Raw genomic sequence first — 26,749 nt, 5'->3', positions numbered from 1 at the left:
GGATGCAACCACCAACAGCGGCAAGTATATCGTCAAGGAAATCCGCGCCCCGCTGGGCTACTATGTCAACGAAGAGTCCATGGAAGTCACCTTTACCTACGACGGGCAGGCTGTGCAGGTTTTGGAAAGCACCTGCACCGACAAACCCACCGAAATGTGGGTAAGCAAGCGCGATCTGACCAACGACGAGGAACTGCCCGGTGCCACTTTGAGCATCAAAGATACAGATGGCAATGTGGTGACCTCTTGGGTATCTACCGACACGCCCCACCGTGTGATGGGGCTGCATTTGGGCGACACCTATACCCTGACCGAAACCCGCCCCGCCGATGGCTACGCGCTGGCGGATGAAATTACCTTCCGTCTGCTGCAAAAGGTGGACGAGAACGGCAGCAACCTGCAGGAAGCCGAGGTTTACTACCTGACCACAAAGAACTTCCTGTTCTGGACTTGGGACGATTGGAAGCTGTTGGATGATGCAACCGTGATTATGCGCGATGACACTATCAAGGCAGAATTCTCCAAGAAGGATTTGACCACAATGGAGGAATTGCCCGGCGCGGAGCTGACCATTACCGACAAGGACGGCAAGGAAATTGAACGCTGGGTATCCACCGACAAACCGCACTATATCGAAAAACTGCCCGCAGGCGATTACACGCTGACCGAGGTGAAAGCCCCTGACGGATACGCATTTGCCGAGAGCGTACCGTTTACGGTGCTGCCCACCGGTGAGGTGCAGCAGTTTGAGATGCTGGATGATGTCATCAAGGTGGAAATCTCCAAGAAAGACCTGACCACGATGGAGGAACTGCCCGGTGCGGAGCTGACTATTACCGACAAGGACGGCAAGGAAATTGAACGCTGGGTATCCACCGACAAACCGCACTATATCGAAAAACTGCCCGCAGGCGATTACACGCTGACCGAGGTGAAAGCCCCTGACGGTTATGCTTTTGCCGAGAGTGTACCGTTTACGGTGCTGCCCACCGGCGAGGTGCAGAAGTTTGAAATGCGGGATGATGTCATCAAGGTGGAAATTTCTAAGGTAGACATCACCACAAACAAAGAGCTGCCCGGCGCAGAGCTGACTATCACCAATAAAGATGGCAAAGTGATGGAACGCTGGGTATCCACCGACAAACCGCACTACATTGAAAAACTGCCCGCAGGCGATTATACGCTGACCGAAATCACGGCACCCGATGGGTACGAAATCGCAGAGGATATTTCCTTTACAGTGCTGCCGAACGGAGATGTACAGCGCGTGGTTATGAAGGATGCTCCCATCCCCGAACAGCCCGTGCAGCCGACACCGCCGAGTACTCCGACCCCCACACCGCTGATTCCCCAGACAGGCGATACTTTCCCGCTGGGGCTGCTTCTGGCGCTGGCGAGTCTTTCCTTGGCAGGGTTGGCGGCATTGCTTTACAAGAGTGTCCACTGCAAAGCCGCTGCCCAAAAAGACGACGATGAAACCGAATAAGGAACACCAAAATGAACCATCCAACCACTATGGGTGACCCGCGAGGGCCACCCGTTTTTTATGAGGAAATCGAATGAAGCATATTCTGACTTGCAGCTTTGGCAAAGACAGCATCGCCACGGCGCTGCTTGCCCTGCAGCACGGCGAACCGCTGGATGAACTGGTTTATTCCGAGGTGATGTTCAGCGATACCGTATCGGGGGAACTCCCGGAGCATAAGCGGTTCATCTATGAAACAGCCATCCCGTATTTTGAAAAGCGCGGCATTCCCACAAGGGTCCTGCGCGGGCAAAAGACATATTTGGACTGCTTTTACCGCATCGTAAGCCGCGGCAATGCCGAGGGAAAGCTGGCGTCTTTTCCGCTGACCGGACGCTGCAGTATACAAAGGGACTGCAAACTACCGCCTATACGCAACTACCAAAAAATGCTGCCGCAGGACACCGTTTACTATCTGGGAATTGCCGCCGATGAACCGATACGGCTGGCACGGCTTAAGGAAAACCAAACATCTTTATTGGCAAAGTATAACTTGACCGAAAAAGATGCGTGGAAGATGTGCCAAGCCGAGGGGCTGCTGTCCCCGCTATATGCGTTCACAGGGCGCGGCGGCTGCTGGTTTTGCCCCAATGCGTCCATGCGGGAACTTCGGCACCTGTACAACGCCCACCCCGATTTATGGCAATTGTTGCTGGAATTGCAAGATGCCCCCAATAAGGCAACAGAACGGTTTAACCGCAGCTATACGCTGCACGATTTAGATTTACGGTTCAGCCTTGAGGGAGAACAGTTGAGCTTTTTTACATACGGGGAGCGTTGAGCAGACGATGAAGAACTTTCTATATTCGCTTTTTATTGGGCTGTTCGGCATTGCAGCTCTCACGAGCATCGCATTCCTGTTGATGTATGCCGCACAGTCTAAACAACAGGCGCACCTTTACAGCGACCTTGCCGCCGTAAGGAAACAGGACACACAACAGGAAATTGCATCGCAATCCTCGGTACAACCAACCAGCCGAAACTTGTATTTGGAAAACTCTGATATGGTCGGCTGGATTCTTATCGAGGGCACCGGCATCGACTATCCCGTGATGCAGACACCGGCAGACCCCAACTATTACCTGAAGCACGACTTTGAAAGGAACTACACGGACTACGGCTGCCCCTTTATGCAGGCAGATTGCGATGCGCTTTGCCCATCCGATAACCTAATCATCTACGGTCACAACATGAAGGACGGCTCGATGTTTGCAGACCTTGCCAAGTACCGCAGCAAGGATTTCTGGCAATCACACAAAACCGTCTGGTTCGATACCGCGCTGGGCAGCAGCGCCTATGAGATTTTTGCCGTGATCCACACGACCGTGCAGGCAGATGCCGCCGATGCGTTCCCATTCTATCGGTTTGTGAACGCAGCATCCCCGGAAGAATATGCCGATTATGTGTCGATCTGCCAAGCGCGGGCGCTGTACGATACAGGCATCTTTGCTGAGTACGGTGACAAGCTGCTCACGCTTTCCACCTGCGACAACATTACCGACAACGGCAGATTGCTTGTAATCGCCAAACGAATCTAATATTGAAGGGAAACAAGAAAATTATGGAAAAAGAACTTAGTCCCTGCCGCGTATGGCTTTATGCCAGAATTCCCGGCGACTATGTGGGAACCATGGACAGCATAAAAGTTTGTGCCTTACAGGCTCATGCTGATGGCTGCACCGTTGTGGGCAGCAGCACCGATGAGCATGGCGGATGGCTGCTGCGACCTGGATATCGGGAAATGCTGCGGCATATCTGCAAAGGCGAAATCGACACTGTGTATATCTGCCGGATGCGCCATATCAGCCGCAGCGAAGGACACCTCTTTTCGTTTTTCAGGCAGCTTATGAAGCACGGCGCGAAGGTGGTCGCCACGGAATATAACATCGAATACCGTGCGGCAAATTTCAAGCTGGGCAGAAAAATTGACACCTATGCGGCACGGCACCAGTGCGCAAAACCTTTTGGCAGACGGCGTACTGTTCCGCAGGAACAGTACGAGCAAGCACGGCATTTGGTGTACCAAACGCCCACTTGTTAGGGGAATGCCCCTAAGACCCCTGCTTCCGCTTTCTGAAATATAAATTTCCCGCTGCGAAAATATTTGCATTTCTATGAACTTTGAAAATTGGCTATTGCTATTGTTTCGGCGTACCGATATAATATAAGTAAGGAGGCGGAAACAATGGTTATAGAAGATTTACTTGCCAAGCGCGGCATGACAAAGTATAAACTTGCTGTGCAAGCGGGAATTCCGCACCCGACGCTCAGTGATATTTGCAGCGGAAAAACAAAACTCGAAAAATGCTCTGCCGAAACGGTCTATAAGTTGTCGCAGGTGTTGGGAGTTTCTATGGAGCAGTTGACGGAGGACGGCATCCGCCAAACCGAACGTGAACGTGCCTACGAGTATGGCTTGCCGGACTATTTGCAGCACGACTTGGATGCGTATAAAAGCGGAATCAAAAATCACAGCAGCCTGTTGGACTGTTTATGGGGTGAACTTTATGGCAGCATCAACATGGCAGAAATCAATGAAAGAAGCATTACCCACGAACACGCAGACTACCTGCGAAAGAAATACTTGTATGGAGCAAAGCTATGACTGATTTTACAAACTGCCCCATTGTTCCCGGTAGAGCTTACAATGGAGCAAACGGCAGCAAGATTGCCGTTGAATATGGCGGCGGGATTTATATGCTGAAATTTCCCCCGTCAGGGGAACGAAAGCCCACAAACTTGTCGTACACCAATAGCTGCATTAGTGAACACCTTGCAAGCAGCATCTTCAATCTAATTGGAATCAACGCGCAGAAAACCGAACTTGGAACCTTTTCTATTAAAGGCAAAACAAAAGTTGTCTGTGCCTGCAAGGACTTTGCAACAGGCAGCAAGCGCCTGTTCGACTTCTGCTCTATCAAAAACACAATTCTCGACTCTGATAGCAACGGCAGCGGCACGGAACTGGAAGATGTGATGGACACCATTGACAAGCAGCAATATGTATCGCCGGTAGAATTGCGGGAGCATTTCTGGAATGTCTTTATCGTGGATGCGCTGCTCGGAAATTTTGACCGCCACAATGGAAACTGGGGATTTCTTTACGATGACCAGACCCACAGAACAGAAATTGCCCCTGTTTTCGATTGCGGTAGCTGCTTACTTCCACAGGCAGATGAAAATGTCATGCAAGCTGTGCTTACCAATGAAGCAGAACTTCATGCACGGGTGTTCCAATTTCCTACCTCGGCTATAAAACTGAACGGACGGAAGATCAATTACTACGATTTTATCACCCGCGCGGAAAACGATGACTGCAATGCTGCATTGGAACGTGTTTTCCCAAAAATTGATATGGAAAAAATCGCAGCTTTCATTGATGGCACACCTGTAATTTCCGATTTGCAAAAGCAATTTTACTCACGCTATTTACAAGCTCGGTACGACTTGATTCTCTCACCGGCCTACAAACTGATTGAACCACAAAAGTAAATTGAATATGTGCATAAGTGCATCGCCCAACCGCGATGCACTATTTTTATGTCCAGATTTTATAGGGGGGATTCCTATTCGCAAAAGAAATAACCGCGTTGTTGTTCATCTGAACGATGCTGAACTTTCAAAGCTGGAGCAGGATACGGCGACAGCCGGGATGTGCCGAGAAAAGTATATCCGGCTGGCACTGATGGGCATTACGATCCACCCGCGCCCGCCTGATAGCTACAAAAAGGTATTGCTACAGCTTTCGGCCTACGGCAATAACCTCAATCAGATTGCCCATGTGGTCAATGCCACCGGAAAGGTTACCACTGACCAATTAGAAAAAGCCCTGAACCTTTTGGAAAAGACATGGGATTATGTGGAGGACACGCTCTGATATGGCTTACACCAAGATAAAGCCCGTCAGGCATCATCTGCAAAGATGTTTGGACTATACCAGTAACCCCCAAAAGACGGAAACCTTCGGTGCGAACGATCTGAATCGCCTTTTATCCTACACGCAGAACCAGGACAAAACGGAGCATCAGCTATATGTAACAGGCTTCAATTGTACTCCGGCTGATGCTTGCCGCAGAATGTACCGCACCAAGAAACGCCTGAATCAGCCCGTGGATGATGGCTCTATTCTGGCCTACCACATTATACAGAGCTTTTCCCCCGGTGAGGCTACGCCGGAGCAGGTGCATCAAATTGGCTGCGAGTTTGCGCGCCGATTTCTGGAAGACCGCTTTGAATGCACCGTTTCCACCCATCTGGACAAGGGACATCTGCATAACCACATCGTAACCAATTCGGTTTCCTTTATAGACGGCAGAATGTTTCGGAATGACTTCGACACCTATTATAAAGGCATCCGAAAAATTTCCGATGAACTCTGCCGGGAAAACAAGCTATCCGTTATTGAAACGGACGGCAAAGGGCAAGGCTATGCCGATTGGCTCAGCGGCAAAACCGGCAAGCCGACCATCCGCAGCATGGTGCGCAAGGATGTGGAGCTTGCCATGGCTGCTGCTGACACCTTTGATGGCTTTGTTGCCGAATTGCAGGCTATGGGCTACACGGTCAAATATGGTCCGCGTGTAGAACACATGGCGGTTCGGCACCAAAGCGCGCAGCGCAGTGTGCGCATTGATCGGCTGGATGCACGGTATTCCGAATCGGCGCTGCGCGATTATTACCGGCAGCTCCGGCACCTGCCCGCGGATATGCGCCGGGAATATAAAGCGCAGCACGCCCCGGAGCCTGGCCAGTGGCTGTCCCCGGAGCTTGCGCCCGTGAGCAAACGAATGCGATGCTGCAGCAGCCTATCCAAACCGCACCACAAGGTATCCGGGTTTATGGCTTGCTATTATCGCTACTGCGCCTTGCTGCGCAAAGCCTACCACGGCAAAGCCACGAAACGCTGCTATTTTCTGTTGCGCGAGGATTTCAAGAGATTCAACCGCTATCAGCAGCAGACACATCTTTTGTGGGAACACCGCCTGCAAACTCTTGCCGAGGTGCAGGCCCACAAGAGCGATTTAGAGAATCAAATCGAACAGCTTGCCCGCCAGCGCAAGGTTTTGTACCGGCAAAAGCAAGAGCCGGAACGCGCCGCGCGGGAGGAACAAATTCAAAAGCTGACCAAACAAATCAAAGCCCTGCGCCATGAGTTTTATCTCTGCGCCGACATTGAAGCAGATGCCGCCATGGTGCAGGAGAAACTGCGGCAGGCAGAGCTTGCCGCACAACAGGAAAGGAACGAGGTGAAGGAAGATGAGTACAAGCGGCGAAGCAGCCGACCAGATGGCGCGAGAGGCGCTTCAGTTTTCCGAGGTGGCTATTAAGCTGACGGCTCTCGGCTTTAAGAATTCTCTGGCACTGGCCTTGGCCTATGCCAAAGAGAATCCGAAGGTTCGAGGAAAAACCAGCTTAGACCGGCTTTTGCGTGAAAACAAGGAGCTGAAGGTCATTCCCATCAAAACCGAAGATGTATCCCAATTCAAAGAGTACGCCAAGCAATACGGCGTACTCTTTGCTGTTATCAAGGATAAATCTGCCCAAGGGGAAAAGGTTGATATTATGTTCAAGGCGGAGGATGTCAGCAAGCTCAACCGCATCTATGAGCAGATGGGTTACAACATTCCGAAAGCGCAGGGACAGACCGACCGAAAAAAAGCGCCCGCCCGCAGTCCGCAAGGGCCAGAATTGCGGGTGCCAGAGAAAGGCTCTATGACTTATGATAAGCGCCCCTCGGTGCTGATGAAGATCGACCATTACCGTGCGGTCGCCAAAGCAATATCCGAAACGCAAAAGGCACTGCAAAAAGGAATCAAAGAAGCGGTTACGAAGGAGGCCCGATGATGTACGAAGATGGTTTCAATATCGAGGAATGGAAAGCCAAAAAGCTGGCAGAACGACAGGAAACCTTTGCTGCACAGGAAGAAGCACTGAAGGATGTATTTGCCAGTGGGCAGACCCTTGCCAACTATTTTTACCAGCGCGGCAGGCTGGGCAGCCACATCACTGCCGGGAATACAGCGCTGATTCTGCGTGCCCATCCGCTGGCCTGCGCGGTTATGTCGGCAGACGAGTGGAGCAAGTACGGACGGCGCGTCAGCAAGGGCTGCACAGGGATCGCGCAGATCGTGCGCAGCAATGGATATTATTCCGTTGCCAAGGTGTTTGATATTTCCCAGACCTACGGCAACAAGCCGTACCCGATTGCCGCAGTGGAAAGCACGAAACAAATCGAGAAAGCCATTGATGTGATGCGCGAGATCTCACCGATCCCGGTTCTGCCGAAAAACGAAGTCGAAGGGTTCTGCTATGATGCTGAGCGTCAGGAGCTGGTATTCTGCGCCGACATACCCCCGCAAGAACTTTTGCAGCGCCTGCCTGCGGAAATCGTGATGGCGGCTGCAGAATCCGCCTATGCCGGTATCTCGGAAAACGAGTTGCTGCGCCAGACCGCCGCCGCAGTGGCAGTAGAAGTCTGCGGACGGTTGGGCTTGCCGATGCCGCCGGATGCGTTTCAAACACTGGAGGGCATGAAAGAACACATCCCGGACGGCGAGGAACGCAGAGCTCTGGAAAAAGTGCGGGAAATGGCGGTCACCTTTGGGGATGCTGTGTGCAAGCGCCTGAAACTGGAGCGCGGTCAGCCTGCCCCGCAGCGGGAAGAACGGTGATACCGTATGCACTCCAACCGCACCGATAAAACCGAGCTGATTTTATGGGCGCTGCTGTTGCTACCTTTGCTCTGGTTTGCGGCTGCACTTGCACAGGCGGCAGAACAGGCGCACGGTCTTGCAGAAATCACAGCGCTGCTGTCAGAACTAATGCAGAATCCTGCCGCATTGCACTGGTGCCAAAACACCCCGAAATTTCTGCTGGCGGTTCTTGTCATGTATCCATTGGCTGTTTACTGCTACAAGCTGGATCAGGCTGACCGCCGCCCCGGTGAGGAACACGGCTCTGCCCATTGGGGCAGTGTGCGCCGGCTCAATGCAAAATACCAAAACCGCAAGGATAAGGTGCAGAACTATATCTTCTCGCAGAATATACGATTCAGCACAGACAGCCATGCTCACCGGCACAATTTGAATGTGGTGGTCATCGGCGGCTCCGGCAGCGGCAAGACCCGTTTTTATGTGAAACCGAATGCCATGCAGGCCAGCGGCTCTTATCTATTTCTGGACCCCAAGGGTGAGCTTGTACGCTCCCTTGGCGGGTTTTATGAATCGCTGGGAATTCCGGTCACTGTGATTGATCTTGTGCATTTCAAAGGGCACTACAACCCCATGCACTACATCGACTCCGACGAAGATGCCGTTAAACTGGCGTATGCCATCGTCAACAACACCAAGCCCAAGGACGCGCCTGCCAGCGGTGACAAATTCTGGGACGATGCCTCCGTACTGCTGATTTCCGCGCTGATCCTGTATCTCATTTATGAAGCGCCGGTATATGAGCAGAACTTTTCCACCCTGATGTACATGATCCAGAACTGTCAGATGGAAGAGGGCGACATGGGGCCGAATCCCTTGGAGATGCTGTTTAATGAGCTGCAGGAGCGCGACCCGCTGCATCCGGCAGTGCTGCAGTTCAACAGCTTTAAGCTGGGCTCCACCAAAACGCTGCAATCTGTGTTGATCACCGCTTCCGCCAACCTGTATATGTTCAACACCGCGCAGTTTGCCGAAATGACCAACACCGACACCATGTTCCTGCCGCGTCTGGGGCTGGAAAAGCGTGTGATTTTCTGTGTTATCCCGGACAATGACAAAACCTATAACTTCCTCATCACGATGCTGTACACTCAGCTTTTTGACCAGCTTTTCCGGCTGGCGGATTCCGAGCCGAAGTTTGACGGCGCGCTGCCGGTCCATGTTCGATTTATGATGGACGAGTTTGCCAATGTGGCCTTGCCTGCCAATTTCAAAAACATTCTGGCTGTATGCCGCAGCCGCAATATCAGCTGTGATATTATTTTGCAGTCCAAAAGCCAGATTCAAAGTCTGTACAAGGACGATTGGGAGGGCATGATCGGCAACTGCGACAGCCTGATATACCTTGGCGGCAACGAATATGCCACCTTTGAATGGCTGTCCAAGTACATCGGCAAGATGACAGAACGCACCAAAAGCCAGAGCATTGGGCGCGGCTGCCGCGGTTCCAGCAGCGACAGCTATCAGCTTACCGCCCGTGACCTTTGCAGCCCGGATGAGATCCGCCGCATGGACGATGGGGATTGTCTGGTACTGCTGCGCAGCGAACCGCCGGTCATAGACCACAAGTTTGATTTGATGCGCCATCCCAATGTAAAGCTCACACCGGACGGCGGAGCCGCCCCTTACCGTATGCCGGACGACTATGCACAAACCGCACAGACCATATCGCCCGATGTTGTAACCGGGCTGACCGAGCCCGCAATCACCGATGTAATGTACGAAGAAATTCAAAAAATCATGGAGGAAATTCACAATGAACAAGAAAGAAACCTATAATACGCCCGACCAAAACGAGGCCCGCCAGCGCAAAATCAAGCGCATCTATCTGGTCACTGCCACCACGGCTGCCCTTGCCTTTACCATGGCAATGCCCGCCTTTGCCGCCAACGACCCGCTGGCCACCATCAATGCCCTTAGCGATTTTGTGTTCAGCGCCATCAAGGCAATCGGGGCGATTCTGCTGGGGTTTGGTATCGTGCAGATTGGACTTGCCCTGAAAGGCCACGATGCCAGCCAGCGTGCGCAGGGTTTTATGACCTTTTTCGGCGGCGTGGTGATTTACTTTGCAAAAGATATTCTGGATATGATTCTGAAATGAAAAATGCTTGATTTTCTCCAGCGTATCTGATATTATTGGATATGGTGGTGAAAATATGATAAAAACTACTGCGATGTTGTTGCAAGAATTGCAAAGCTACAGAAATCCGCGCGATAAGCTGGCCCGCATGGTGCAGAACAAAGAATGCATTCCGATTATTCAAGGACTGTACGAAACAGATTCCTCTACACCCGGATATAGGCTTGCAAACTGTATCTGCACCCCGTCGTACCTGTCCTTTGAATTTGCTCTGTCGTATCATGGTCTTATTCCGGAAGCAGTGTACAACTTTACTTCGGCCACTTTTGAGAAGAAAAAGAAAAAAATTTATAAAACTCCTTTTGGTATATTTACCTATCGGGATGTTCCATCTGCTGTATATCCTTATGGTATTACTTGTTTCACAGAGCAGGGGTACGCAATTCAGATTGCAAGCCCGGAAAAGGCGTTGTGTGACGAACTCTACATCCAATCACCTGTAGCAAGTCAAGGCGAACTAAAGGAATTGATGTTTGATGGATTGCGCATAGATTGGGATGCTTTTTGCAAACTCAGCGTGGAGGACGTCGCTTTCCTCAGCGGGAAGTACCATTGCACTAATATTCAGAAATTACAAAAGATTATGGAGAAAATCGCATGAACACAGTAATAGAACAAATGCTGCGCAAATATGACAGCAAAAATATCTATGACCAGAAAAATGCTATGAAAGAGGTCATGCAGGAAATCGTTCTGTATGGGTTGAGCCGTGCTGGGTTCTTCAGGGAAGCTGCATTCTACGGCGGAACAGCACTGCGTATTTTTTATGGGCTTGACCGTTTTTCAGAAGATTTGGATTTTTCACTTATGACAAGTAATCCGAGCTTTGATTTGAAAGCTTATTTTCCCGAACTTGAGAAAACCGTTCGCTCTTTCGGATTAAATGTTGTCATTTCTGAGAAAGAGAAAAACAAAGAATCCGCCATTCGTTCTGCATTCTTAAAGGGAAACACCAAAGAGCATTTCTTGCTTTTTTACGCGGATGAAGTGACGGCAAACAGTATCACCAAAAACGAGGCTCTTAAAATCAAATTTGAAATTGATACCATGCCGCCAGCATTTGCAACATTTGAGAGGCGGTTCTGTCTTGCGCCAATGCCGTATGAAATAAATCTCTATGATGAACCATCTCTTTTTGCAGGGAAAATTCATGCAGTACTATGCCGTGCATGGCAGAACCGCATAAAAGGGCGCGATCTCTATGATTATGTGTTTTATCTCTCTAAAGGAGCTACCGTCAACCAGAAACATTTACAGGCTCGCCTGATGCAAAGTGGTGTTATAACAGAAAATGATGCTTTTGACATCTCGGTAATTCGCTCTATGCTATGCGACCGCTTTGCTTCCATAGACTATAATCAAGCAAAGCAGGATGTGATTCCTTTTATACGCGATACATCCGCTTTAGATATTTGGTGCAAGGAATTCTTTACGCAAATCACAATGCAACTTAATTAAGAAATCATGACCGTTTTGCTTTTCAGCAAGGCGGTCGTTTCTTTTATCCGAAAGAGGGTGGAACTTTGAACCAAAACTGGATCGTAGAAAATCTAAACAACGCCTTTTCCACTTGGAATGGCAAACTAACAGAGCTTTGGGGGCTGGTGACAACCAGCCCCCAATCTTTTAAGGGCGGGGCTGTGTGGGGCGTTATGCAAAGCCTGCACAGCGCCATGGTCGGCATAGGCTATGCGCTGATCGTGCTGTTTTTCGCCATATCGTTGTTCAAGAATACCATGAACTTTCACGAACTCAAGCGCCCCGAAGCGGCATTGCATTATCTCATCCGCTTTGTGGCCGCCAAAGCCTTGGTGGGATACGGCATGGACATCATGCTCAACATCTTTTCCATCTGCAACGGCATTGTTTCCGATATGGCTGCCGGTATGGGCGGCATTTCGCAGGCGATGGTCACACTGCCCGGTGAGGTGCAGTCTGCCATTGAAAATGTCGGCTTCTTAGCCAGCATCCCCTTGTGGCTCGTCACGATTCTGGGCAGTCTGTTCATCACAGTGCTGTCGTTCGTGATGATTCTCACCGTGTACGGGCGGTTCTTTCGCCTGTATATGTACACGGCGCTGGCTCCCTTGCCGCTGGCGAGCTTTGCCGGGGAAAGCACACAGTCTGTGGGTATTTCTTTTGTAAAAAGCTATATCGGCGTGTGCTTGGAGGGCGCTGTCATCGTGCTGGCCTGCATCATTTATTCGGCGTTTGTCAGCACACCAACGGTCACAGGCGGCGAACCGACCACAATGGTGTGGAGCTATCTTGCCGAAACCGTATTCAATATGCTGGTTCTGGTCGGCCTGGTAAAAGGCTCTGACCGTATTATTCATGAAATGCTGGGGTTATAAGCTATGCAGAATCCAATTAACAAGGAAATACGCCACTATCAGGAAGAAATTTTTATGGGCCTGACGCTGCGCCAGCTGATCTGCTCCGTCATCGCCATCGGCGCAGCCGTCTTAGCGTATCTGACGCTGGAACCGGTGCTGGGGCGGGAAACCACAAGCTGGGTGTGCATTGTGGCTGCTGTGCCCATTGCTGCCGCGGGATTTTTCCGCTATGACGACTTGAACTTTGAGCAGTTTCTCATTGCCGCGCTGGAAAGCATGGTTTTGGGCAGCGGTTGGCGTTTATGGACGACCGAATACAACTTTAATAGCAAGAAGGTGAAGAAATTTGAGATTAAATGAATATGCCTCCACGAGCAGAACGCGGGGGAGTTATCATTTCCCGCGCACTGTACAGAAATCCATTCCCATTGATGAAATCTATGCCGACGGCACATGGCGCTCCGGCGATGTGTACAGCCAGATGTGGAGTGTTTCCGACATCAATTACGCTATGCAGAGCGATGAGGAAAAAGAAAAGATCCTTGGTCAGATGGGCAGAATTTATTCCAATATTCCTACTGACTGCTGGGCGCAGCTTTGCATTGTCAGCCAGCGCATGGACGAGATTTCCTTTGAGCGAGATGTTCTGTATCACCGCACCAATGATGGTCTCGACGCATACCGCGTCGAACGCAATCGTCTGATGAAAGCCTATGCGAAAGAAATCGGCAATGTGAAGCAGCAAAAGTACCTGATTCTCTCCACCAACAAGCAGAACAGCAGGGATGCCCGCGAACGGCTGAATCAGGTGCAGCGGAATATGCTGGGCGAGTTGTCCAACATTGGCTGCAAAGTCTGTGCGCTGGATAACAACGCCCGGCTGGAAGTGCTGCACAACTTTTTCCGCATCGGAGAGGAAACGCACTTCCAGTTTGATTTTGACAACTGCACCCGGTTGGGACAGGATTTTCGGGATGCCATTGCGCCGGATGCAATGCGCTTTTGCAAAGACCACATCGAGATTGACGATTTCTATGCCAAGTGCATGACGATTGCCCAGTATCCGCAGCAGTTGGACGATAAGTTTATTGCGACACTGCTCCAGCAGGTGCCGTACATCGTTTTGTCCATTGCCATTCAGCCTGTGGAAACCGAGGACGCTTACCGCGAAATCGAGGATTCCCGGATGAAAACCGATGCCGAAAAGGTGCGGTTTAATCGCAAAACGGTGGAGAATCTTGACTTTGTGGCCACTGTGCCATACAAGACACAGGCACAGGAGAAGAACATCGAATATATCCGAACGGAAATGGCCGAGCATGACCAGCAGATGTTCTTGGTGTTGTTATCCGCGGCATATTTTGCCGATACACTGGACGAACTCAAAGCAGAAACCGCTGCACTAAAAACCACGGCAGCGAACTTCAATTGCCGGTTTACCGAGCTGCGTTTCCAGCAGGAACGAGCCTTTAACACGGCCATGCCGTATGGCCTGCGGCGCATTGCCAGTGTGCGCACTATGCTTACCAAGGGGTTGTGCGCCCTTGTGCCGTTCAATGTGCATGAAATTCTTGATCCCGGTGGTATCTTTTACGGCGTTAACGCTGTGTCCGGAAATCTGATTGTGGGGCTTCGTTCCAAGTTGGTAAACGGCAATGGTATGGTTTTGGGAACTTCCGGCGGTGGCAAGTCTTTGTTTGTTAAGCTGGAAATCCTGATGCTGTATCTGCGATACCCCAAAGCAAAGTTTTATATAGTGGACCCGGAAAACGAGTACACACCCTTGGTTCGTACTATGGGTGGTGAGGTTGTTGATATTTCTCCTGTTAGCGAAACACACTTCAACCCTCTGGATTTTCACTACAATGAAAAAGAAGGTGTTTTGCCGCAAAGCGAAAAGGCTGAATTTGTTCTATCGCTGTTTGAGAAAATAATGAAAGCCGAAAATGTCATGCCGGGCGATAAAAGCATTGTGGATGACTGCCTTAAGAATATTTATCAGCCACTGATTGAATCCAACTACACCGTTTCGTGTCCAACATTGGTGGATTTATGGGAAGAACTGAAAAGGCAGCGCGAACCGCGTGCGCATAAGCTGGCACTTGCGCTACAGCTTTTTGCAACTGGCAGTATGAAGGCGTTTGCGCAGCCCACAAATGTGGATATGTCCAACCGGCTGATTTGCTTTAACATCAACCGTTTGGGTGAGCAGCTGAAACCTGTAGCCATGATTTCCATGCTTGAATTCATAAACACTGCTGTGATGAACACCAACCGAAAGGACGCAACTGCCGCCACATGGGTATATTTCGATGAGATTTACCTGCTTTTGCGTGATGCAGAGAGCGCGAATTTTCTATATCAGAGTTGGAAACGGTATCGAAAATACAACGCATACGCCACCGGCATTACTCAAAATGCCGAGGAGTGCCTAAGAAATCCGATTGCACGAACCGTACTTGCAAACAGTGAATTTGTGGTGATGCTGCGCCAGACCAAGGATATTGATGCCATGGAAGATTTGTACACCCTGTCCAAGCCGCAGAAAGAATATCTGAAGCTGGCCACTGCCGGGCAGGGCATTTTGAAGATGGGCAACAATATTATTCCGTTTGAAAATAAGCAACCGACAACAGGTATGGTGTATAAACTCATCAGCACCAAACCCGGAGAATGTGATTGATAGGAAGCAAAAAGAAACGACCACATTTCTGTGAGCATTATCATTGCGATATTGATTTCAGATACAAAAAGGATGCTTAAAAAGGAATAGCAAGCCGAAATCCGCCTCAGATTATAACGGTTGCATCATCTCAAGAATGATTCCATCCGGATCTCTGAAATAAAACGCTCTGCTTTCCCCCAATCCATCTGTCCTGAAATCGAAATACTGCGGTTCAGACAAGCACTCCACATGATTTTCGATAAGGGTTTTGTAGACAGAATCAATGTCATCCGTGTAAAAGCATACTTCAGAGATAGATGTCGTAAACAAGTCTGATTGTTCTTTATGGATTTTGCTGTCTACAAACTGAATCAATTCAACCGGTGGTGCTTCAAGAGCTTTCGAACCATTCAAATATGCAACCCTTGCTTTACAATTTTCCTTACGGAACATTTTATCTGTCTCTTTGCCTTCCATAAAGATTTCGCCCTGAAATTCAAGCCCAAGAATATCTCTGTAGAAAGCAATCGAGCGATCCAAATCAGAAACGGTTAATCCAACGTGATAAATTCTTTCAACCATATTTTTTCTCTCCAATCATTTCTTCATTTCATCAAACTGGAATTGGCTTAATTATATGATCCTTTCTTCCAAACCCAAAAGCCACAAACTATCATATACAATGCCGTAATAATTCCTAAAGGCATTTCAATATTGATAACCTGTCCTGTGAATTGGGTGCTCATATACAACAGGTGAATAGCGGGGAGCAGACCAAACAGGGCACCCCATACTTAACGTCCACGAAGATAGGTTCGGGTTTCGATGGAGCCGTTTCATCCAGCTATTTTTTAAGGCGGTATACAGTACCTCGATTGACAGAAAAGTTTTCAGTAACTTCCCTTGCATTGTGTGTTTTCTCCAATTCCTGAATCAGAAGGTTTCTTGCTTCATTGTGCAACATTTGAATCGCCTCTTTGACTCAATTTTACACCTTTTGTCAAGTTGTCATTTTATCTCTTGGAATTGCTATAAAATGCATCAAGCGACAGATTGAAATGTGATTTATTCGAATACCTCAAATTCTGTTTGCCCCCTAACCACAAGAGTAGAATCGCTTTACATTTTGCCTGTATATGCGACCCCTACTATGCTTTCATGGTACATGAAGAAGCTGTATCGAAAAACGCTTTTTCCTATACAGATTCATTTGACCATCGGTATGGTTCCTTTCGACGGAGCAAGCGACAATGTTCATAAAGGATTTTTGCAACTTCTTCATGAGCCAAAGCCTGCTGAGGTACCAAGGCTGGATTGTAGCTATATATTTGGGGATAGTTGGCTGACTATAGCGGTAAGTTTGTCAGCTAAGCCTGAGACCATGCCATACTTTGTGTAAACCTCCAAGGTGGTGTATAATAGAAGCACCACAGTGTAGATTTTATAGAAAATTGAATAAGGGGTACATTTGAGTCAAGTGCCGATATACTTGTAAACTGTATATGATACGATATATCGACGAAATAGCATTGAGCAAAAAATGGAACGAGATTATACATAAACGTTTTGAACTCCACTTTCGTTTTTTGAACCAACCTTTTGAACCGATAGCAGGATGTAGGGGCTTTGCAAATGGGCTTGTGAAGGCTATGATATTAGCAACGGACGGATCCAATCTGACGGCGCTTTAATAATAGTCAGCAACGGGCTGTACGAGAGGTACAATGGGTACTTGTATGCAGTGCAATATGAGGCATTGCAAATTGTTATATTTATTATTAGGAGGCAACCATGAAAAACAAGAAGTTATTCCCTTTAGCAATGGCAGCAGTCATGGGCGTTAGTCTTTTTGCTGGCTGCGGTCAAACCGGTGAGAGCAGTGTGGAATCCGTTTCCGGCGGCCAGACAACTGAGACTGGCACACAGAGCGGCGAACCAACTGAAATTATCTGGATGGTTCGCAACGAAGAGCCGAAGAACTTTGATTCGGTCATGGCCGCTGTGAACGAGAAACTGCTGAAAGAGAAGAACATGACGCTGGATATGCGTTTCATCGCCCCCGGCGACTACGACACCAAGATGCAGATGGCGATGGCCGGCGGTGACGAATGGGATCTGTGCTTCACCAGCCACTGGGCAAACAACTATGTGAATGCAGCAGGCAAAGGTGCTTATCTGGAGCTCAGCGAAGAAATGTTGAACGAGAACGCACCTAATCTGATGGCGACCATTCCTGAAAATCTGTGGAATGGTGTAAAGGTTAATGGCAACATTTATGCTCTGATGAATTATCAGGCTATGTACGATCAGGCCGGCATGATGTTCCTGAAGTCTGCGGTGGATGAGCAGGGTATTGATGTGACCACTGTGAACAGCTGGGAGAGCCTGAACAAAACCATTGCAGATCTGGCAGCTGCTTATCCGGATAAGTACGCTACCCGTGGCGGCGGTGTAATCAACCATGACCTGATGCTGCAGGATGTGCCACTGAGCACCATCATGAATATGCCCTTCCTGACCTACGATCCCGAAACCAATAAGGTCTCCAACACGCTGTATTTCGATCGAATTCAGGAAAACCTGGCTTCTGCCAAGGAGTGGAAGGACAAAAACTATGCTCCTGCTGATGCAGCCACTATCAAGGACGAGAACACTCTGCTGTCGCAGGGTCAGATCCTGTCCCGTTATCAGCGCGTGAAACCCGGTGTTGATGCGGCGCTGAAAAATACCTATGGTAACGAGTGGGTTACCGTTCCCATGGGTGATCCGTACATCAATACCATGGCTGTTCAGAGCACGCTGACCGCAGTAAACGTGAACTCCGAGCATCCTGAGGAAGCCATTCAGCTGTACGATTACATTTTTGGTGACAAGGAAATTTCCAATATGCTGTTCTACGGTCTGGAAGGTCAGGACTACGAACTGGTCAATGGTCGTGTGAAGAAGCTGGAAGACTGCTGGAGCGCACCTGCTTGGATGCTGGGTAACCAGTTCAATGCATTGCTGCTCGAGGCAGATATGGAAGGCGTTTGGGAAGAGACCATGAAGGGCAACGAGGAAGCCACCCTGGATCCTCTGTTTGGCTTTGTGCCTGATCGCAGCAGCATCGAGACCGAAATGGCTAACTGTGAAGCTATCTGGACCGAGTACAAGGATATCCTGTACTATGGTCTGCAGGATCAGAGCGTTGCAGTTCCTGAAATGCTGGACAAGATGAACAAGGCCGGCCTGGAGAAGGTCACCGCCGAAATCCAGAACCAGGTGGATGAATTCCTGGCTTCCAAAGCTTAAAAACAAATTAAAGCAACCGCGGCCGAGAGGTCAGAGAAAAGGGCAGGCGCCGGGAAACTTGCGCCTGCCCTTTTTTGAAGAATACATGGACAAATAAGGAGAATGCGGTATGCGAATTGTTGCGATCAATGAAGCGGAAGCAATCATAGAACCGTTTTTCGACGGAGGGACATCTGAGCCGGACAACCAGGACCCACGCTATCGTGTATTGGATGAATATCAGGTGCAGGTGTTGAATGGGGCTATTGGCAGCATCCGCCAGGGATGGGCATTTGCCACAATCCAGCTGGATAAAGCAGCAGGCTCGTTGCCTGCGCTGGAGATGCATCGCAGCTGCCGGCTGGATATTTCCGATTATGATAGATTCATCTTTTTTGGAAGTTTGCCCAAAGATTTTCGATTGACCGTAAAAGCGGTGGTGGATGGTAAAGAGCAGATACTGATAAAAGAAGTTCAGGGAAGCGGTGTCAGTGAGGAATACACCGGGACGATACAAGGCTGTTGGATGACCGGTTTGTCCATCCAGATCGTTTCGTCTCGTGGAGGAGTCGAGGGAAATATCTGCTGGCTGGGGCTTGCACACAGTGAAAGACTGCAGCGAATGCTGAAACAAAGAGAGTATTATTCTCCGGAATGGCCGGGCTGCTTTGTACAGGATATTCCCGCCTGCCCCAAACCCACCATTGGGATTCTGCTGGGGGCGGAAGAACTGGAAGCACTGCGAGAAAAGCTGAGACATCCGCTGTTTGCAGACGCTTATGCAAAGAAAAAAGAGCAGGCACAGCGTGATATGGCGATTTGCCCCGAACACTATATCGGACGCTTTGTACCTCATTTTGACCAGCGATGGAATCGTACAAGAGATCGGGCATGGGCGCCCAGTACAACCAAAAATGCCTGCGGATTGGAAACGGTGATCGAGAATCTGGCCTTTGTGGGTCTGGTGGAAAACGATCTGGAAATGATGCGCATGGCAGTACGCCACGCTCTTTCGGTGTGCCATTGTGAATATTGGTGTGAGTCGGCCATGGGAGTGCTGCCCGGAGCCACCTGGCATCATCGTAGTTTTACCGAGAACATGTATTGCAAGGTGATTTCTCTGGTGCTGGACTGGTGCGGTGATCTGATGACTCCGTTTGCCAAACAGATTGTCAGGGATGCGCTGGCCATGAAAGGTCTTCCGCGAATCGAGTCTGATTTCCGGCGTGTGGAGTATATCCGATATATGAACCAGGGAATCGTGTTCAGCTATGGGCGCATTTTCGCAGATTTGGCTATGCTTCCCCGTCATCCTCGCTACCGGCGGGATCTTCTGCAGGCAGAGGAAGATCTGCACTCGATTATTGAAAATTACATCCAAGAAGATGGAGGAACTCTGGAGGGTCCCGGATATTGGATGTTCACTTTTAACGAAACTCTGTGCGCGTTGTACGCAATGGCCAGGTACCATCAGAAGCCCTTTGACTGCTATCGGGATCTTCTGAGTAAGACCAGCCAGTTTGAGTTGTCCATGCTCTCCATGGAAAAGGATGAAACGGTGTATTTGCCGATTAATGATGCCCATCCTCTCACACGGATATCCTGTGCATTGGCAAATAGTTTTTATCTGTTTACCGGACATTCCGCATGGAAAAATCTGTATGAGAGATTGCTCAGGCAGGGGAGTGTGGACGAAGACAGCTTCGCACTGATTTCGGCTCCGATTCCGGATGAAGAGCAGCTGGAAGAACAGGAAGTATGCCGAATCTATCCGGTAACCGGTCAGTTGGGTACGGTGCGCAAAGGACGGGACCTCACAACGCACATTCATTTGTGCAGCGGACCGACTTATTCGGCACATTTCCATGAAGATAAGGGAAGCCTAATTCTGGAAGCCGAGGGAATCTGCCTTTGTCCGGATTGCGGTTCAGCCAATTATTTTGAGTCGGAACTGTTTTATCTGCGCCAGGCAGGGGCGCACAACTTACTGTATCCTGTGCGTGCAGATGGAATTTTATCTGTACAGGGGCGCTATGAAAAGGGTGGAAGAGTGCTGAAAGCTCAGGGGGACGGAACACATGTGGAATTCTGCACCGATGATACCCTTGCATGGAGCGATGGTGTATATCAAAAGGTGCGTCGAACGGTAATCTCTCCCTTTGCGGAACTTCTGGCGCTGGAGGATGAGTTTCTGCTTGGCAATGCAGACAGTGTGGAATTCCGCTTGAATTGTTATGGCCAGTGGAAGGTCGAAGCAGATTGCGCCTATGCCCAAGTGGGGGATGTGAAACTGTATGTAAAACCGCTTAACTGGAAGTGGCAGGGGGCCGCGGCAGAGCCGATGATGGATGGAGAACACCGTCCGGTATGGCAGTTGCGGGCGCCCTATCAAGAAGCCAAGGGGGCAAAGCTTGTCACAGCGGTCTGGATGGAGCGACAGAATCGAATCCACATATGTGAACAGAAAACTGCATGGGAATTTTCCGGTGCAGAAGGGATTTTCTATCTTGACAAATGAATAGAGTAAGGTATAGCACTCAGAAATAAGACAAAGAGAGGAAAAACAACAATGGAAACCAATAAGGTAAAAGCAATTTTGATCGGTGCCGGCCAGCGAGGAGCTCAGGTATACGGCGCTTTTGCACGGCGCAACCCCAATGATATCGTTTTTGTGGCGGTGGCTGAGCCGGATGAAGCTCGTCGGAAGGAATTCTGCCGGGATCATGGCATCTGCCCGGATAATGCGGTGGAAGACTGGCATGAACTGCTGGCACGCCCTAAAATGGCCGATTGTGCCTTTGTGTGCACACAGGACAACCAGCACATTGCCCCTGCAATGGCGGCTCTGCAGGCGGGATACCATGTGGTGATGGAAAAACCCATGAGCCGCCATGCAGACGAGCTTCGAGCGTTGAAAGCACTCGCGGAAGAAAAGGGAAAACTGGTCACAGTGTGTCATGTGCTGCGCTATACTCCTTTCTTCAGCAAGGTTAAAGAGCTGTTGGATGCCGGAGAGATTGGTCAGCTGCAGAGTGTGCAGCAGATCGAGAATGTGGCCTACTGGCATCAGGCGCACAGCTTTGTGCGCGGTAATTGGCGCAGGGAAGATGAAACAAGCCCGATGATTCTGGCGAAAAGCTGTCATGATATGGACATCATTCTCTGGATGGTGGGCAGCCATTGCACCAAGGTTTCCTCTTTCGGGAGTCTGGGACATTTTAAAGCCGAGAACGCACCGGAGGGGGCACCGGAATACTGCTTGGACGGTTGCCCGGTTTCCGATACCTGCCCGTACAATGCGGAACGAATTTATCTGCAAAGTAAAGGGGTTCATGTGCCGGTAATCCGCAAGGTAGTCAGCCTTGAGAATACGGATGAGTCGGTGCGGGAGGCGTTGCGCAGAGGACCCTATGGTCGGTGCGTATATCACTGCGACAACGATGTTGTGGACCATCAGGTAGTAAACCTTGAATTTGAAAACGGCGTAACAGCGTCCTTTACCATGTGCGCTTTCACATGGGATGGCGGACGGACCATTAAGCTTATGGGAACTCATGGTCAGATTGTTGGCGATGTGGAAAAGGATGAGATTGAGCTGACCTGTTTTGCCACCGGTACGACCACCACGATTCGCCTGAATGCCGACCCGGAGGGACATTCCGGCGGTGATAAGGGCTTTATGCGTGATGTGGTGCGCCAGATGAAGACGGATGGAGCCTATACGGGCAGAACTCAGGTTGCCAGCTCGGTTGAAAGTCATTTGATTGCTTTGGCTGCTGAAGATTCCCGCGTGAATGGTCACACTGTCATGATGGATGCGTTTGTGTGAAAAAGGGGAGCCAAGGATGGAAAATAAGGAATACCGGGATATATATGAGGCAATCTGTCGGAAAGCGGCTTTGAATGCCCAGCGTATTGGTACGGATCTGAGAGAATTTCCCGGGCGCATGGATGGCAGATATTTTGATGTGGATCGCAATACGCTGCGCCCGGTGGAACATATCTTTTGCTGGACACCCAGCTTTTTTACCGGAATGGCGCTGATGGCTGCTCAGCATACCGGTAACCTTTCGCTGGTGCGCTGGGTGGAAAGCCTGTACGAGAAATATCGGGCAAAAGTCTTTGATACTCCGGCAGATACGATGCATGATCTGGGATTTATGTATACGCTGTACAGTACGCTGGCATATCGTCTGACCGGAAGTGACACGATGAAGGAGCTATCGGTGCGGGCGGCCGAGGTGCTGGCACATCGGTTCGTGCCCAATGGAAGATATATTCGCGCCTGGGGGCGCATGGACGACAGTCTGCCGGATTACATTGAAGAGTCGCTGAAACAAAATAATTTTTTCACGAACAGTCAGGGGCTTGCCATTGTGGACTGCATGATGAATCTGCCGCTTCTGTTCTGGGCGGGCGAGGCTACCAAGGACAAGTTTTTTACGAATGTTGCTATTGCACATGCGGATACTACGTTGAAAAACTTTATCCGTGAGGACGGTAGTGTTTGCCACGCTTATCGTTTTGATGAAATTACCGGAGAGCCGGTAGAGGAATTTAATGATTGTGGCTATTCGGTAGGTTCGCATTGGGCCAGGGGAACGGCTTGGGCTGTATACGGATTTGCGTTGGCATGGAGATTTACCGGTCTGGAACGTTACCGCCAGGCGGTGCTGAAGCTGACCGGAAAATATCTGGAACTGTGTGCACCTGATGGTGTGCCGGTATGGGATTTTCGCTTACCGGAAGATAAGCCTGCCCGTCACTTTGGAAGCCAGGAAACATGGGAGTACTGGGATATTACCGACCCGGCAAACCGCACATTGAATGTGGACAGCTCGGCTGCGGCAATTATGGCTTGCGGAATGCTTGAGTTTTTAAGTAAAGAAGAGAATGAGAGTATGCGCCAGTATGTGCAAACCGTTGCCCGTACCTTGGCACAGCAGTATCTGGAGCTGGATCCGGAATGCCCGGGTGTGCTGCGTCAGCAGAATGGAAATGCGACCTTCGCCAGTTTTGGCGACTATTTTGCTATGGAGCTGTATGCCCGACTGCTGAATGAACCCATTCTTGCGTGGTAACAAAATCAGCTGAATTGTAATTAAATCGTGCTTACACGAGCGATAAATGTCAAAGCATTTAATTGAGGATGAATTATTATGGCATTTAAAAAGAAAATACCACCGTATCCATTCAAAGAATACCCGATTATGCAGCAACCTGCGTTAGTTCCCACTTTTGGACAACAAGCACAAATTGACCGCAAATTCGGTATGTTCCTGCACTTTGGCATTAATACTTTTAAAATTAAAAGGAGACGACTGTTATGGCAATTTTGGTTAGCGGTGGCGCCGGTTACATCGGCAGCCACACCTGTGTGGAACTTCTGGCCGCAGGGTACGACATCGTCGTGGCCGATAACTATTACAACTCCTGCCCTGAGGCCCTGGCCCGCGTCAAGAAGATTGCCGGCAAGGACTTCCGCTTTGTCGAGGCTGACATGACCGACAAGGCCGCTGTGGAGAAAATTTTTGCCGAGAACGAGGACATTGACTGCGTTATCCAGTTTGCCGCCTACAAGGCTGTGGGCGAAAGCGTTTCCAAGCCCATTGAGTACTACTCCAACAACCTGGCCTGCACGCTGAACATTCTGGACGTTATGCGCCGCCATAACTGCCACAACATCATCTTCTCCTCCTCTGCCACCGTCTACGGCGACCCCGCCAGCGTGCCCATCCGCGAGGATTTCCCCGTGGGCGGCACCACCAACCCCTACGGCACCACCAAGGTCTTTACCGAGCGCATCCTGACCGACTGCTGCAAGGCTGACCCGGAGCTGAATGTGGCGCTGCTGCGTTACTTCAACCCTATTGGTGCCCATCCGTCCGGCCTGATTGGCGAGGACCCCAACGGCATCCCCAACAACCTTGTGCCCTATATTGCCAAGGTTGCCGTGGGCAAGCTGGAGAAGGTTCACGTCTTTGGCAATGACTACCCGACCCCCGACGGCACCGGCGTGCGCGACTACATCCACGTTGTGGATCTGGCCCGCGGCCACGTGGCGGCCATCAAGAAGCTGGAGCAGAAGCCCGGCCTGTTCATCTGCAATCTGGGCACCGGCCACGGCTACAGCGTGCTGGATGTCATCCACGCCTTCAGCAAGGCCTGCGGCAAGGAGATTCCCTATGTTATCGACCCGCGCCGCCCCGGCGACATTGCCGAGTGCTGGTGTGACCCCAGCAAGGCCAAGCGCGAGCTGGGCTGGGAGGCCCAGTACGGCATTGAGGAGATGTGCGCCCACAGCTGGAACTGGCAGAGCCACAACCCCGACGGCTATAAGACCGCTGAATAAATCTGTATAAAAAGCAGCCCTGCAGAATTTATATCTGCAGGGCTCAGCCTGTAGAAAAAGCCTGCCTTGACAATCACGCCAAGGCAGGTTTTTGCATTTGAAATGGGAAAAACAGAAGCACAGAAGAAAAATTTGCCGCAAAAGTCCTTCTCCGCCCCCTTCCAGGAGAGGATTTTTTCTGTTTCCACTTCCAAGTGGCCAGCTTCTTCAAATTCATGGCACCAAATTTAAGCTTCACCCAGTTGGTAACCTGAGCCAAGCCTCTGTACTGCGTATAACGCATGCCATGCTTTTCCTTTGCATCGGCAAACACACGCTCAATTTTCTGTTGTCTCAATTTGTAGATATCCCGGTATATCGGAGTATGCCTTACATCCTCGGCCATCTCTACAAAGCGCTGCCAGATATGCCTTGAAACTGTCTTTTCGTACTTGGCATTCTGTGTGCACATTGCCCTTGTGGGGCAATCCTTGCACAGGTAAGGACGGCTCTTGTATTCCCGGTATCCATTGCGGTTGGTTGTTGAATAGTGCAAAACTTTGTATTCCGGGCAGATTACGTCATCGAAGTATTCATCATAAACATAGGTATACCAGGGGTGATTGCCGGCTTTTGTTTTGGGACGTGTATATGCAGAGGTAAGGATTCGACCGCTTTCAAAGATTCTTTTGCAAATCCAGGGAGTCTTGTAGGCGCTGTCGGCCGCAACAATTTTGTGTTCGGGGTAATGCTTACAGATATCATCGTACAGAGAATCAAACGCTACGCTGTCATGAACATTGCCGGGAGTAACGTGAACGCCTAAGATGAAATTGTGCTTATCGCAGGCCGTATGTGCTTCGTAGGTAAATACTTTCTTGTGCTCACCCTTGTGAAATACACCACATTCCGGGTCTGTTGTGGGAACCGTCTTTTCCACCATTTCCGGCTCGTTAGAGTTGCCCCCGGTTGTATTCCCATCATTATCATCGTCAAAGGGCTTTTTTCCGTGTGCTTCTCTGTCTTTGTTTATTTCATCAAACAGTTCGTGGGCATAGCGCTTTGCTTCTTTGGGTACAGCTTTGCGGGCCTGCTTTTTCAGATTGGCATTTGCTTAAATGTGCGTACCGTCTACAAAGATAGCTTCCGTGTCCAGATAGCCTTCATCCGCGGCTGCTTTCAGCACCCAACGGAAAACATACTCAACAGATGCTGTATTGAACCGGTGCTTGAAGTTATAGCTTACGGTTGAAAAGTGCGGAACCTGCTCGTTCAGCGGATAGCCAATAAACCACCGATATGCCATATTCATGCCGACTTCTTCCAGCGTCCGGCGCAAAGAACGGATGCCGTAGATATGCTGAATCAGCACGATCTTAAACAGAACGACCGGATCTATGCTGGGACGGCCATTGTCCTTGCAATACGAATCTCCTACAAATTCATAAATCTTGTTGAAGTCGATTGCCGCATCAATCTGACGCAGCAGATGGTCAGCCGGAACCATTTCTTCAAGACTTACAAATTCAATTTGGTTTCTATTCTCAACATTTTTCGTAAGCACGTTCATCACCCGTACTTATTATACCATATTTCTCTCTGTTTTACGAGAAAAAGACCACCTTAATGTAACCTTTTTCGACAGGCTGCGACTTGACACATTTGTCAAGTCTTTTTTTGAATTATTACGAAAAAATCCTCGTACCATCAGAAATGAGATGGTACGAGGATTTGTCAGCTTAACATACTGACATTGCGGCTAAGCCGAGGGC

At 49.8% G+C, this 26,749-nt stretch carries 23 protein-coding genes and 1 pseudogene; 22 read left to right on the top strand and 2 right to left on the bottom strand.

Annotated features, from left to right (window positions below):
• Positions 1 to 154 precede the first annotated feature (154 nt).
• The 17 genes from OGM67_09855 to OGM67_09775 all read left to right on the top strand — a co-directional run bounded on the left by OGM67_09855 (position 155) and on the right by OGM67_09775 (position 15,394).
• The gene (locus tag OGM67_09855; GenBank protein UYJ36220.1) at positions 155 to 1,486 is read left to right on the top strand and encodes a SpaA isopeptide-forming pilin-related protein; all 1,332 of its coding nucleotides are present in this window, start codon (positions 155 to 157) and stop codon (positions 1,484 to 1,486) included.
• A gap of 73 nt (positions 1,487 to 1,559) precedes the next feature.
• Positions 1,560 to 2,306: a phosphoadenosine phosphosulfate reductase gene (locus OGM67_09850; GenBank protein UYJ33890.1), complete on the top strand. Its 747-nt coding sequence runs from the start codon at positions 1,560 to 1,562 to the stop codon at positions 2,304 to 2,306.
• A gap of 7 nt (positions 2,307 to 2,313) precedes the next feature.
• Positions 2,314 to 3,063 carry a class B sortase gene (gene srtB, locus OGM67_09845; protein UYJ33889.1) on the top strand — a complete coding sequence of 250 codons (750 nt, stop codon included), beginning with the start codon at positions 2,314 to 2,316 and terminating at the stop codon, positions 3,061 to 3,063.
• A 23-nt stretch (positions 3,064 to 3,086) separates the two neighbouring features.
• Positions 3,087 to 3,566, top strand: a complete 480-nt coding sequence (locus OGM67_09840) for a recombinase family protein (protein ID UYJ33888.1) — start codon at positions 3,087 to 3,089, stop codon at positions 3,564 to 3,566.
• 144 nt (positions 3,567 to 3,710) lie between these two features.
• Positions 3,711 to 4,130, top strand: coding sequence for a helix-turn-helix transcriptional regulator (locus OGM67_09835; GenBank protein UYJ33887.1), 420 nt, complete (start codon positions 3,711 to 3,713; stop codon positions 4,128 to 4,130).
• Positions 4,127 to 5,017, top strand: coding sequence for a HipA domain-containing protein (locus OGM67_09830; GenBank protein ID UYJ33886.1), 891 nt, complete (start codon positions 4,127 to 4,129; stop codon positions 5,015 to 5,017). The genes OGM67_09835 and OGM67_09830 overlap by 4 nt, the downstream gene beginning before the upstream one ends.
• 160 nt (positions 5,018 to 5,177) lie before the next feature.
• Positions 5,178 to 5,402, top strand: coding sequence for a MobC family plasmid mobilization relaxosome protein (locus OGM67_09825; protein ID UYJ33885.1), 225 nt, complete (start codon positions 5,178 to 5,180; stop codon positions 5,400 to 5,402).
• Positions 5,403 to 5,451: 49 nt separating this feature from the next.
• Complete coding sequence (locus OGM67_09820; GenBank protein UYJ33884.1) at positions 5,452 to 6,852, top strand: relaxase/mobilization nuclease domain-containing protein; 1,401 nt, start codon at positions 5,452 to 5,454, stop codon at positions 6,850 to 6,852.
• The gene (locus OGM67_09815) at positions 6,842 to 7,369 is read left to right on the top strand and encodes a PcfB family protein (protein UYJ33883.1); all 528 of its coding nucleotides are present in this window, start codon (positions 6,842 to 6,844) and stop codon (positions 7,367 to 7,369) included. Before OGM67_09820 ends, OGM67_09815 begins: the two co-directional genes overlap by 11 nt.
• Positions 7,366 to 8,196, top strand: coding sequence for a hypothetical protein (locus OGM67_09810; GenBank protein UYJ33882.1), 831 nt, complete (start codon positions 7,366 to 7,368; stop codon positions 8,194 to 8,196). The genes OGM67_09815 and OGM67_09810 overlap by 4 nt, the downstream gene beginning before the upstream one ends.
• Positions 8,197 to 8,202: 6 nt before the next feature.
• Positions 8,203 to 10,014, top strand: coding sequence for a type IV secretory system conjugative DNA transfer family protein (locus OGM67_09805; protein ID UYJ33881.1), 1,812 nt, complete (start codon positions 8,203 to 8,205; stop codon positions 10,012 to 10,014).
• The gene (locus OGM67_09800) at positions 9,992 to 10,336 is read left to right on the top strand and encodes a TrbC/VirB2 family protein (GenBank protein ID UYJ33880.1); all 345 of its coding nucleotides are present in this window, start codon (positions 9,992 to 9,994) and stop codon (positions 10,334 to 10,336) included. The genes OGM67_09805 and OGM67_09800 overlap by 23 nt, the downstream gene beginning before the upstream one ends.
• Positions 10,337 to 10,391: 55 nt before the next feature.
• Positions 10,392 to 10,976 carry a hypothetical protein gene (locus OGM67_09795; protein UYJ33879.1) on the top strand — a complete coding sequence of 195 codons (585 nt, stop codon included), beginning with the start codon at positions 10,392 to 10,394 and terminating at the stop codon, positions 10,974 to 10,976.
• Entirely contained in the window at positions 10,973 to 11,833 is an 861-nt protein-coding gene (locus OGM67_09790) for a nucleotidyl transferase AbiEii/AbiGii toxin family protein (protein ID UYJ33878.1), read from the top strand. The genes OGM67_09795 and OGM67_09790 overlap by 4 nt, the downstream gene beginning before the upstream one ends.
• Positions 11,834 to 11,898: 65 nt before the next feature.
• Positions 11,899 to 12,729 carry a hypothetical protein gene (locus OGM67_09785; protein UYJ33877.1) on the top strand — a complete coding sequence of 277 codons (831 nt, stop codon included), beginning with the start codon at positions 11,899 to 11,901 and terminating at the stop codon, positions 12,727 to 12,729.
• A gap of 3 nt (positions 12,730 to 12,732) precedes the next feature.
• Positions 12,733 to 13,071, top strand: a complete 339-nt coding sequence (locus OGM67_09780; GenBank protein UYJ33876.1) for a PrgI family protein — start codon at positions 12,733 to 12,735, stop codon at positions 13,069 to 13,071.
• 190 nt (positions 13,072 to 13,261) lie between these two features.
• Positions 13,262 to 15,394: an ATP-binding protein gene (locus OGM67_09775; GenBank protein UYJ33875.1), complete on the top strand. Its 2,133-nt coding sequence runs from the start codon at positions 13,262 to 13,264 to the stop codon at positions 15,392 to 15,394.
• Between the two features lie 111 nt (positions 15,395 to 15,505).
• Here OGM67_09775 and OGM67_09770 read toward each other — a convergent pair whose 3' ends face one another.
• Positions 15,506 to 15,958 carry a VOC family protein gene (locus OGM67_09770; protein UYJ33874.1) on the bottom strand — a complete coding sequence of 151 codons (453 nt, stop codon included), beginning with the start codon at positions 15,956 to 15,958 and terminating at the stop codon, positions 15,506 to 15,508.
• Between the two features lie 1,209 nt (positions 15,959 to 17,167).
• Here OGM67_09770 and OGM67_09765 point away from each other — a divergent pair.
• The 5 genes from OGM67_09765 (at position 17,168) to galE (ending at position 24,998) form a co-directional block, all read left to right on the top strand.
• Positions 17,168 to 18,667: an ABC transporter substrate-binding protein gene (locus OGM67_09765; protein ID UYJ33873.1), complete on the top strand. Its 1,500-nt coding sequence runs from the start codon at positions 17,168 to 17,170 to the stop codon at positions 18,665 to 18,667.
• 109 nt (positions 18,668 to 18,776) lie between these two features.
• The gene (locus tag OGM67_09760; GenBank protein ID UYJ33872.1) at positions 18,777 to 21,164 is read left to right on the top strand and encodes a heparinase II/III-family protein; all 2,388 of its coding nucleotides are present in this window, start codon (positions 18,777 to 18,779) and stop codon (positions 21,162 to 21,164) included.
• A gap of 51 nt (positions 21,165 to 21,215) precedes the next feature.
• Positions 21,216 to 22,475 carry a Gfo/Idh/MocA family oxidoreductase gene (locus OGM67_09755; GenBank protein UYJ33871.1) on the top strand — a complete coding sequence of 420 codons (1,260 nt, stop codon included), beginning with the start codon at positions 21,216 to 21,218 and terminating at the stop codon, positions 22,473 to 22,475.
• Between the two features lie 16 nt (positions 22,476 to 22,491).
• Positions 22,492 to 23,727, top strand: coding sequence for a glycoside hydrolase family 88 protein (locus OGM67_09750; GenBank protein ID UYJ33870.1), 1,236 nt, complete (start codon positions 22,492 to 22,494; stop codon positions 23,725 to 23,727).
• A gap of 245 nt (positions 23,728 to 23,972) precedes the next feature.
• Positions 23,973 to 24,998, top strand: a complete 1,026-nt coding sequence (galE, locus tag OGM67_09745; protein UYJ33869.1) for a UDP-glucose 4-epimerase GalE — start codon at positions 23,973 to 23,975, stop codon at positions 24,996 to 24,998.
• A 73-nt stretch (positions 24,999 to 25,071) separates the two neighbouring features.
• Here galE and OGM67_09740 read toward each other — a convergent pair.
• A pseudogene (locus OGM67_09740) lies at positions 25,072 to 26,541 on the bottom strand (IS1182 family transposase).
• Positions 26,542 to 26,749: the final 208 nt, after the last annotated feature.

The sequence above is a fragment of the Oscillospiraceae bacterium genome (assembly GCA_025757985.1).
Taxonomy (GTDB): Bacteria; Bacillota; Clostridia; order Oscillospirales; family Ruminococcaceae; genus Gemmiger.
This window is presented reverse-complemented; position numbering and strand designations above follow the sequence as displayed.

Excerpts from the sequence above, each read along its gene's own strand:
- OGM67_09855 (UYJ36220.1), top strand. The coding sequence starts at position 155 with ATGTGGGTAAGCAAGCGCGATCTGACCAACGACGAGGAACTGCCCGGT.
- OGM67_09850 (UYJ33890.1), top strand. The coding sequence starts at position 1,560 with ATGAAGCATATTCTGACTTGCAGCTTTGGCAAAGACAGCATCGCCACG.
- srtB (UYJ33889.1), top strand. The coding sequence starts at position 2,314 with ATGAAGAACTTTCTATATTCGCTTTTTATTGGGCTGTTCGGCATTGCA.
- OGM67_09840 (UYJ33888.1), top strand. The coding sequence starts at position 3,087 with ATGGAAAAAGAACTTAGTCCCTGCCGCGTATGGCTTTATGCCAGAATT.
- OGM67_09835 (UYJ33887.1), top strand. The coding sequence starts at position 3,711 with ATGGTTATAGAAGATTTACTTGCCAAGCGCGGCATGACAAAGTATAAA.
- OGM67_09830 (UYJ33886.1), top strand. The coding sequence starts at position 4,127 with ATGACTGATTTTACAAACTGCCCCATTGTTCCCGGTAGAGCTTACAAT.
- OGM67_09825 (UYJ33885.1), top strand. The coding sequence starts at position 5,178 with ATGTGCCGAGAAAAGTATATCCGGCTGGCACTGATGGGCATTACGATC.
- OGM67_09810 (UYJ33882.1), top strand. The coding sequence starts at position 7,366 with ATGATGTACGAAGATGGTTTCAATATCGAGGAATGGAAAGCCAAAAAG.
- OGM67_09805 (UYJ33881.1), top strand. The coding sequence starts at position 8,203 with ATGCACTCCAACCGCACCGATAAAACCGAGCTGATTTTATGGGCGCTG.
- OGM67_09800 (UYJ33880.1), top strand. The coding sequence starts at position 9,992 with ATGAACAAGAAAGAAACCTATAATACGCCCGACCAAAACGAGGCCCGC.
- OGM67_09795 (UYJ33879.1), top strand. The coding sequence starts at position 10,392 with ATGATAAAAACTACTGCGATGTTGTTGCAAGAATTGCAAAGCTACAGA.
- OGM67_09790 (UYJ33878.1), top strand. The coding sequence starts at position 10,973 with ATGAACACAGTAATAGAACAAATGCTGCGCAAATATGACAGCAAAAAT.
- OGM67_09780 (UYJ33876.1), top strand. The coding sequence starts at position 12,733 with ATGCAGAATCCAATTAACAAGGAAATACGCCACTATCAGGAAGAAATT.
- OGM67_09775 (UYJ33875.1), top strand. The coding sequence starts at position 13,262 with ATGGGCAGAATTTATTCCAATATTCCTACTGACTGCTGGGCGCAGCTT.
- OGM67_09770 (UYJ33874.1), bottom strand. The coding sequence starts at position 15,958 with ATGGTTGAAAGAATTTATCACGTTGGATTAACCGTTTCTGATTTGGAT.
- OGM67_09765 (UYJ33873.1), top strand. The coding sequence starts at position 17,168 with ATGAAAAACAAGAAGTTATTCCCTTTAGCAATGGCAGCAGTCATGGGC.
- OGM67_09760 (UYJ33872.1), top strand. The coding sequence starts at position 18,777 with ATGCGAATTGTTGCGATCAATGAAGCGGAAGCAATCATAGAACCGTTT.
- OGM67_09755 (UYJ33871.1), top strand. The coding sequence starts at position 21,216 with ATGGAAACCAATAAGGTAAAAGCAATTTTGATCGGTGCCGGCCAGCGA.
- OGM67_09750 (UYJ33870.1), top strand. The coding sequence starts at position 22,492 with ATGGAAAATAAGGAATACCGGGATATATATGAGGCAATCTGTCGGAAA.
- galE (UYJ33869.1), top strand. The coding sequence starts at position 23,973 with ATGGCAATTTTGGTTAGCGGTGGCGCCGGTTACATCGGCAGCCACACC.